This window comes from Streptomyces mexicanus, from assembly GCF_902506575.1.
In the GTDB taxonomy this organism is placed as follows: domain Bacteria; phylum Actinomycetota; class Actinomycetes; order Streptomycetales; family Streptomycetaceae; genus Streptomyces; species Streptomyces mexicanus.
This window is the reverse complement of the sequence record NZ_LR732544.1, coordinates 6959471-6968173: the sequence shown is the minus strand read 5'-3', so window position 1 is coordinate 6968173 and position 8703 is coordinate 6959471. Positions and strand designations below refer to the sequence as shown.

7 protein-coding genes are annotated in these 8703 nt (G+C 73.4%); 1 reads left to right on the top strand and 6 read right to left on the bottom strand.

The window, feature by feature from the left end; translation table 11 throughout:
- Nucleotides 1–42: 42 nt before the first annotated feature.
- The 5 genes from GV126_RS31115 to GV126_RS31095 form a co-directional block, all read right to left on the bottom strand.
- Nucleotides 43–966 carry an LLM class F420-dependent oxidoreductase gene (locus GV126_RS31115; RefSeq protein WP_159672867.1) on the bottom strand — a complete coding sequence of 308 codons (924 nt, stop codon included), beginning with the start codon at nucleotides 964–966 and terminating at the stop codon, nucleotides 43–45.
- Between the two features lie 61 nt (nucleotides 967–1027).
- Nucleotides 1028–1501, bottom strand: a complete 474-nt coding sequence (locus GV126_RS31110; RefSeq protein WP_159674312.1) for a DUF6099 family protein — start codon at nucleotides 1499–1501, stop codon at nucleotides 1028–1030.
- Nucleotides 1502–1670: 169 nt separating this feature from the next.
- Nucleotides 1671–2033 (bottom strand): nucleotide pyrophosphohydrolase, encoded by a 363-nt coding sequence (locus GV126_RS31105; RefSeq protein ID WP_159672865.1) that lies wholly within the window; start codon nucleotides 2031–2033, stop codon nucleotides 1671–1673.
- The gene (locus GV126_RS31100; protein WP_159674310.1) at nucleotides 2030–3262 is read right to left on the bottom strand and encodes an AAA family ATPase; all 1233 of its coding nucleotides are present in this window, start codon (nucleotides 3260–3262) and stop codon (nucleotides 2030–2032) included. The genes GV126_RS31105 and GV126_RS31100 overlap by 4 nt, the downstream gene beginning before the upstream one ends.
- A 230-nt stretch (nucleotides 3263–3492) precedes the next feature.
- A complete protein-coding gene (locus GV126_RS31095; protein WP_028424295.1) occupies nucleotides 3493–3882 on the bottom strand; it encodes a cell division protein SepF in 390 nt (129 codons plus the stop codon).
- Between the two features lie 502 nt (nucleotides 3883–4384).
- On the opposite strand from GV126_RS31095, the gene GV126_RS31090 reads away from it, so the two are divergent.
- On the top strand, nucleotides 4385–6070 hold the full coding sequence (locus GV126_RS31090) for a cellulase family glycosylhydrolase (RefSeq protein WP_159672861.1): 1686 nt from the start codon (nucleotides 4385–4387) through the stop codon (nucleotides 6068–6070).
- Nucleotides 6071–6147: 77 nt separating this feature from the next.
- On the opposite strand, the gene GV126_RS31085 is transcribed toward GV126_RS31090, so the two are convergent.
- Complete coding sequence (locus GV126_RS31085) at nucleotides 6148–7176, bottom strand: LacI family DNA-binding transcriptional regulator (protein WP_159672860.1); 1029 nt, start codon at nucleotides 7174–7176, stop codon at nucleotides 6148–6150.
- Between the last annotated feature and the right edge of the window lie 1527 nt (nucleotides 7177–8703).

Sequence of the window (8703 nt, the reverse complement as noted above, 5' to 3'; positions counted from 1 at the left end):
CGCCTGGCGGCGGCGGGGACGGGCCCCCTGCGACCTCTGCGACTACGCCAGCTGCGACTGGACCTGGGAGGAGATCAGCTCCAGGTGGTCCAGGTCGGACAGGTCCAGGACCTGCAGGTAGATCCGCTGGGAGCCGATCTCGGCGTAACGGCCGATCTTGTCGACGACCTCGGCCGGGGAGCCGGCCAGGCCGTTGGCCTTCAGCTCGTCCACCTCGCGGCCGATGGCGGCGGCCCGGCGGGCGACCTCCGCGTCGTCGCGGCCGACGCAGACGACGAGGGCGTTGGAGTACGTCAGGTCGCCGGCGGCGCGGCCGGCCTGCTCGGCGGCGGCCCGCACCCGGCCGAACTGCCGCTCGCTGTCCTCGACGGAGGCGAAGGGCATGTTGAACTCGTCGGCGTACTGGGCGGCCAGCCTGGGCGTGCGGGTCGCGCCGTGCCCGCCGATGAGCACCGGCACCTTGGCCTGGGCCGGCTTGGGCAGCGCGGGCGAGTCGGTCAGCTGGTAGTGGGTGCCGCGGAAGTCGAAGGTCTTGCCGACCTCGGTCGCCCACAGGCCGGTGACGATGGCCAGCTGCTCCTCCAGGCGGGCGAACTTCTCCTTCGGGAACGGGATGCCGTACGCCTGGTGCTCCTCCTCGTACCAGCCCGCGCCCAGGCCCAGCTCGACCCGGCCGCCGGACATCTGGTCGACCTGGGCGACCTGGATGGCGAGCACGCCGGGCAGCCGGAAGGTGGCGGCGGTCATCAGCGTGCCCAGCCGGATGCGCTTGGTCTCGCGGGCGAGTCCGGCGAGGGTGATCCAGGCGTCGGTGGGGCCGGGCAGGCCGTGCACGTCGCCCATGCGCAGGTAGTGGTCGCTGCGGAAGAAGGCGTCGAAGCCCAGGTCCTCGGTGGCCTTGGCCACGGTGAGCAGGGTCTCGTAGCTCGCCCCCTGCTGGGGCTCGGTGAAGATGCGAAGATCCATGCCCCCATCCTGCCGGACGGCACCCCGGAACCGGACGCGGGCGGGCGACGGGCCGGGCGGCTCAGCCGGCCTCCCGCTCCGGCAGGGCCGCCGCCTCCCGGGCCGCCAGTTTGCGCAGCATCTCGCGGACCCGGTCCCTGGACTCGTCGGCCGCGTCGATCGCCTCCATGCACTGCCAGTACGTGCGCTCGTCGGCGGCCGAGCTGGCGACGCCGACCAGCGCGATGCCGACCTCGCCGAGCAGCCCGCCCAGGCACAGCAGCGCGCGGCGCGCGTCGGTCAGCTCGGTCAGCTGTGCGGCCCGTAATCCCCCGGGGTCGAGGTCCGGCGTGTCCAGCACGCCGCAGCCCCGGCCCGCCAGCTCCGTCAGTCCGAGGGCCTCGCCGCGCAGCTCGGGCGGCCCGGAGACCGCGAGCCGGCTGCCGATCGCCTGCGCCAGGGCCTGCGCCTGCCATGCCTCCGCCAGGATTCCGGGGGCTTCGCCGCTGTCCGCCAGGGCACGTCTGCTCGCCTGGATGAGCCGCACCGCGTCCATGCGCTGCCCCCGTATCTCCCCACGCGCTCTTCGCACGTCTGCCCGAACTCCCTTGTTCACTACCCAGAGTGAAGGCCCGTGAGACGAAAAGCCAGAGGAAGACCGAAATCTGTGGACAACAAATCGGTAGCGGCCGGTCGAACGATTGCGCAGAGTGATAACGGAGTGCTCAATTCCCTTCGGGCGCCTCGGGCTCGCCCGGGAACGGGAACCTGTGCTCGTTCCGCTCGATCTTGGCGGCCAGCGCCGCCAGCGGGTCCACGCCGAGCACCTCGCACAGCTGCAGCAGGTACGCCAGGACGTCCGCGATCTCGTCGCGCACCCGGTGCGCGGTGTCCGGGTCGGCCATCACCCGCGCCGACTCCTCGGGAGTCAACCACTGGAAGATCTCCACCAGTTCGGACGCCTCGACGCTGAGCGCGGCGACCAGGTTCTTCGGGGTGTGGTACGGCTGCCAGTCCCGCGCGGCGGCGAACTCGGCCAGCCGCCGCTGCAGTCCGGCGAGGTCCGGGTGGTCTTCGGAGTCGGTCACGGCACCAGGTCTACCACTCGCGCCGCCCCCGCCTCACGCGCCCAGGAGGCGTCGCTCACCGCCGCCGCGAGGCGGATGTGTCCCCGCTCGCACATCCGCTCCGCCAGTCGCAGCAGCCCGGCGCGCTGCCGGGAATCCAGCCCCAGGTCGAGGCCGTCGGCGAGCACCGTCAGCGTCTGCAGGGCCGCCGGCACCTCTCCCACCGGGTCCACCTCCAGCACGCCCGGCCCGGTCAGCAGCACCAGCGCCAGCGCCGAGTACCGCAGTTCCCCGTCCCCCAGCCGCTCGAACCCGGTGCGCCTGCCGTCCCCGCGCACCAGCACCGCCCGCACCCGGCCGCCCGCGACCGGCTCGGTCAGGACGTCGGCCACCGGCCCGGCGCACCCGGCCCGCACCGCCTCCACGAACAGGGCGTGCCGCCGCCCGCACTCGGTGCGCGTGCGGGCGAGGACGGCGGCGAGGTTGTCGCAGCCGCGCAGCAGCCGGCCGGCGCCGAGGGGCGCGGGCACGCGCATCCGGGCGGGCAGCGGCGCGCAGGCGAACACCGACCGCAGGGCGACCAGCATCTGCTCGGCGGCGGCCACGACCTGCCGCTGCCCGTCCGTGCTGCCGGACACCCGCAGCGGCAGCAGCGCGGTGCCGAGCCGGTCGTCGGGCAGCGCCGCCCGGGTCACGGCCGCGGGGCCGGCCGTGTACCAGGCGGCCTGGACCGCCGGACGCCGCGGATCGCGCAGCGCCGTCTCCAGCAGCGCCCTTCCGCCCGCGCTCAGCCTCTCCCCCGCGATCCGCAGCGCGGGTTCGGCCTGCACGGCGACGTCCAGCCGGACCGGCCCCTCGGGCCCGTCCGCGGTGCAGCCGATGCGGAAGCCGCGGCGGCGCCGGCCGTCCGGCCGGGCGTCCTCGGGCACGCAGGCGAGCGGGTCCGGGAACACCTCGCCCAGCTCGGCGCCGCTCGCGAGCCGCGCGAGCGCCTCGTAGGCCCGCAGCGCACCGCTCTTGCCGGACCCGCTCGGCCCGGCCAGCAGCGTCAGCGGCCCGAGCGGCACCCGGACCCCGCGGTGCCCGGCGAACGCGGACAGCCGCAGCTCGGTCAGGCACGGACGAACGGGCCGCCGCCCGCCGTCCTCCGGGACGGCCGACGGCTGCCCGGCGGACGGGGACGACGGCGAGGTCGGCGAAGGCCTGGACGGCGAAGACGAGGGCGACGAAGGCGGGGGCGCGGGCGACAGGGGCGAGGAGGGCGCCCCGGGCGAGTTGGGCGCCGAGGGCGCCGAAGGCACGGGCGGGGACACCGCGGCGGCCGCGGACGCGGACGACTGCGACACCGGGGCCGGGCCGGCGGCCGGCTGCGAGGAGACGGGCATGCCCCGGACGGTAGGGGGCGGCCCTGCGGCCGAACCGTTTTGCCCGGACACCCTTCCTCCGATCGGGGGACGCGCCCGGCGTGCCCCTGCCCGGGTCACGCCCCGGGAACCGCCGCCTCCTCCATCAGCCCGCTGACCTCGGTGCCCGGCGGCGTGAGCAGGAACACGTTCCGGTCGACCCGGTGCATGCCGCTGGCCAGCCCGAAGACGACGCCGGTGCTGAAGTCCAGCACCCGCTTGGCGACCTCGGTCTCCGCGCCGGTGAGGTCCAGCAGCACCGGGGCGCCGGACATCAGCGTCTCGGCGACCTCCCGGGCGTCGGCGAAGACGTTCACCCTCAGGACGACGAAGCGGCGCCGCGTCTCCGTCTCGGCGTCCGGCAGCACGCGGTGGTCCACCGCGGACGGCCAGGCGTCGCGGCCCCTGAGCGGGACGACCTGGGCGAGCCCCTCCCACTGTTCATCGGTGACGTCGTGGCTGTTCACCGGCTCCCCCCACCTGACTCGCACTCATCGCCTGCATCAGCCAATTCTTACGCGATGTCACCTGTTCGGCCCAACAGCGACACGGCGGGCGACGCGGCGGCCACCGCCTCCCCGGGCCGCCGCGCCACAGGACGGGACACCGGTGACACCCATGGACCCAGGGCTGCACTAGACCGGTTTATGGGAGCCGGTTTCCCCCAAAGCGACGGGGCCGTTTCTAAACTCGGACTAAACGTGTCCGCACGCCTGGACAGCACTGTCGCGCTACGGGCACAGTATGCGGGCGCCATGAAGGAGCGACGCGAAAGCGAGTCCGTACGACCGACCCCGTCGGCCGGACTTAACCGGTTTGGGTCCTGACCGCCGCGCCACCACCCCGAGCGGGCGCCCTCCGAGCGGGCACGCCCTCGTCGTCGCACCACTCACACGACCACCACGGCGCGTGTCTGCCTGTCATGCATATGACATGCGGCGCGCCGTCCATCGAGCCGGGAGAACTGCCATGAGAACGAGACTGGCCGCGGCCACCCTCATCACCGCGTGCGCCGCCCTGCTCACCACCACCGCCCCCGCACACGCCGCCGCCCCGGGCGCCGGGACCCCACGCGCCGGGGCCCCGCGCGCCGAGGCCGCCGCCGAGGCCACCGGGTTCCACGTCCGCGACGGCCGACTGCTGGACGCGAACGGCGCGGACTTCGTGCTGCGCGGTGTCAACCACGCGCACGCCTGGTACCCGAGCCGCACCGCGCAGGCGCTGAAGGACATCAAGGCCAAGGGCGCCAACGCGGCCCGCGTCGTCCTCGCCACCGGCGACCAGGGGGCGAAGAACGACACCGCGGACGTCGCGAACGTCGTCAGCCAGTGCAAGCAGAACCGCCTCGTCTGCATCCTGGAGGCCCACGACACCACCGGTTACGGCGAGTCGGGCGCCGCCGTGTCGCTGTCGAAGGCCGTGGACTACTGGCTGAGCGTCAAGAGCGCACTGGCGGGCCAGGAGAAGTACGTCATGGTGGACATCGGCAACGAGCCGTTCGGCAATACCGGCTACAGCGCCTGGACCGCCGACACCGAGTCGGCCATCGGCCGGCTGCGCGACGCGGGCATCGACCACACGCTGCTGGTCGACGCCCCCAACTGGGGCCAGGACTGGTCGTTCACCATGCGCGACAACGCCGCCGGGGTCTTCGCCGCCGACCCCGAGCGCAACACCGTCTTCGACATCCACATGTACGGCGTGTACGACACCGCCGCCGAGGTCCGCGACTATCTCGACCACTTCGTCAGCGCCCACCTGCCCGTCGTCATCGGCGAGTTCGGCGACATGCACTCCGACGGCGACCCCGACGAGGACGCCATCATGGCCGACGCCCACGCGCTGGGCATCGGGTACCTCGGCTGGTCCTGGAGCGGCAACGGCGGCGGCGTCGAGTACCTGGACCTGGTGCAGAACTTCGACGCGAACAGCATGACCGCCTGGGGCCGGCGCCTCTTCGACGGCGCCGACGGCATCAGGGCCACCGCCAAGGAGGCGAGCGTCTTCTCCGACGACGGTGACGGCGGCGGGAACGGCGCGGACACCACGCCGCCCACGGCACCGGGCGCCCCCACCGCCTCCCGGGTGACCGCGGACAGCGTGCGCCTCGACTGGCCGGCCGCCACCGACGACACCGGCGTGACCGGCTACGACGTCGCCCGCGTCGACGGTGCCGGCGAGACCACCGTCGCCACCGCCACCACGACCGGCACCACCGTGACGGGCCTGGCCGCGAACACCGCCTACCCCTTCGCCGGCCGCGCCCGCGACGCCGCCGGCAACCGCTCGGCGCGCTCGGCCACCGTGACCGTCACCACCGGCCGGAGCGACACCGCCGGGGCCTGCTCGGTCACCTACCGGCTCAGCGACTGGGGCAGCTCCTTCAACGCCGACGTCACCATCCACAACACCTCCGCGCAGGCCGTGGACGGCTGGGAACTCGCCTTCTCCTTCCCCGGCGCGCAGACGATCAACTCCGTCTGGAACGCCAGGGCCGCCCAGAGCGGCAGCGCGGTCCGCGTCACCCACGAGTCCTGGACGAGGACCATCCCCGCGGGCGGCTCGGTGAGCTTCGGCCTCAACGGCTCGTCCGGCGGAGGCAACGGCGTGCCCCCCGCGTTCCCCCTCAACGGACGTGCCTGCTCCGTCTCCTGACGGACCGACACGCCGCCCCCGCGAGCCGACGCCGCCACTTCCTCGACGCCCCGCCGCTTCCGCCGGCCGCCGCCCCGCTACGCGCGAGGCGGCGCGGTGGAGGCGCGGGGCACGAGCGAGGGCGTGGCCACCGGACGGGAGGCGACGTCCTGGCCGGCGATGACGTCGAACAGCACCCGCGCCACCTGGGCGCCGAACCCGTGCACGTCATGGCTCATCGCGGACAGCGTCGGATGGGTCAGCCGGCACAGCTGGGAGTCGTCCCAGGCCAGCAGCGACAGCTCGTCGGGCACGGAGATGCCCATCTCCGCGGCCACGCCCAGTCCCGCGACCGCCATCAGGTCGTTGTCGTAGACGATCGCGGTGGGCCGGTCCGCCGACAGCAGCAGCGACCGCGTCGCGCGGGCGCCCTCCTCACCGGAGAAACCGGTCTCCGCGTGCAGGGAGCCGTCCAGGCCGAGGCCCGCCATCGTCTCCCGGAAGGCGGTCCAGCGGATCGCGCTGTGCCCGAGGTCCGCCGGTCCGCCGACGCGGGCGATCCGGCGGTGGCCCAGCGCCGCCAGATAGCGCACGGCCTCGGCCGTCGCCGTGGCGTCGTCGGTCCACAGCGAGGGCAGGCCGCCGGTGAGGCTCGGATGGCCCACCGCGACGGCCGGCAGCCCGAGCGTCCTGATCGGGGCCAGACGCGGATCGTCGCGGTGGAAGTCCACCAGGATCGAGCCGCCGACCTGGCGCTCGCGCCACCAGGTCTCCTGCAGCACGATCTCCTCCTCCAGGCTGCTGACCAGGCGCAGCAGCAGGGAGCAGTGCCGCTCGGCGAGCACGCTCTCGATACCGGAGATGAACTCCATGTAGAACGGCTCGAGTCCCAGCAGCCGGGCGGGCCGGCAGATGGCCAGGCCGATGGTGTCGACCGACTGCCGGGACAGGCTGCGCGCCGAGGAGTTCGGCGCCCAGCCCAGTTGCCGTGCGACGGCGAAGATGCGTTCCCGTGTGGCCTCGGAGACGCCCGGCTTGTGGTTGAACGCCAGTGACACCGCGCCCTTGGAGACGCCGGCGGCGGCCGCGACGTCCTTGATGGTGACGCGTTCGGTGGGGGCGCTCACACCGGTTCCACGCAGAACAGGGCCGCGCGGACCGCGTCGGCGTCGAGACCGGCGCGCTCGGCGGCGGTGAGGCCGTCGACCCGGACGCGGACGCTCTCACCGGGCAGCAGGGTGCGCAGCCCGGTGTCGCAGACGGCGTCCGGACCCAGCCGGTCGGGCTGCAGCAGGAGATCTCGAACCAGGGTGTGTGCTGTCACCACGACCTCGACACTACCCCCGCCGGCGCCCGTGCCGGAGCCGTCGCCGGCCGGGTCCCGGACGGTGACGTCGTAGCGGGGCGCGGGGTAGGCGAAGTGCTTGTCCGGGACGGGGAAGTACAGGCTCCGCAAGGTCTCCCCGCCGGAACCGGTCCCGGGCCGTGCGCCGGAGCCCGCCGGCACGTCGGCGTCGGACCGGGCGTCGGCGTCCGGCCGGGCGTCGGCGACCAGGAACTCCTTCGCCGAGGACGCGTCCGGCACCAGGGCCCGCGGCACCGCGAGCCGGGTCACGGAACGCGGTGCGACGCTCACCTCGCGCACCGATTCCTCCACGGCGGAGCCGTCCGCCCGCAGCCGCCGCAGGGCCACGCGGGTGTGCCAGGGGTCCGCGGACTGGTTGACCACGGCGAGGCGGGGCCCCTCGGTGCCGGGCTGGAGGGTCACCAGCCGGTCCGCGTAGACGCGGCGCAGCTCGTGGTAGAGCGGCTTGAGCCGGCCGTCGCCGTCGATGGCGGCCCAGGAGCTGACCGGCCAGCAGTCGTTGATCTGCCAGACCACCGTGCCGGCGCAGCGCGGCCAGTGGGCCCGCCAGTGCTCGATGCCGGCGGCCACGGCCCGCGCCTGCACCACCTGGGCGAGGTAGTGCCAGCGGTCGAAGTCGTCCTCGGGGAGGGCGAAGTGGCGGGCGATGCCGCGGGTCAGCTTGCCGTTGCCGTCCTCGGCCTTCTGGTGGTGCAGCATGCCCGGGGAGTCGGGCGCGAGGTGCTCACCGGGCAGTGCCCGGCGCAGCGTCGCCGTCGCGGGCGGGGCCTGCCAGCCGAACTCCGCGACGAAGCGCGGCACCGAGGCGCGGTACTCGGCGTAGTCCTGGCGGTTCCACACCTCCCAGGAGTGGTGCGTGCCGTGCGCGGGGTCGTTGGGGTGGTGCTCCCAGGAGCCCGTCTCTTATACACAGCTGACGCTGCCGACGACTACGTACGATAAGGACCTTGCTGCTAAAGGACTAGGAGAAAAAAAATGGAACAACTCACTAAAAACCAAGCTGTCGCTACTTCCCAAGAAGCTGTTCAGAATCAGAATGAGCCGCAACTTCGGGATGAAAATGCTCACAATGACAAATCTGTCCACGGAGTGCTTAATCCAACTTACCAAGCTGGGTTACGACGCGACGCCGTTCAACCAGATACTGAAGCCGAACGCAAAAAGAGCGTAGGGAGTGGTCGGCGGCGACGGTTGTGTATAAGAGGCAGGTGTTGCCCCTGCCGCCCGCCGAGGCCGACCGGCCGTCGCCCGGGCCGGAGGCTCCGGCCGCGCCCGGCCAAGCCGAGGC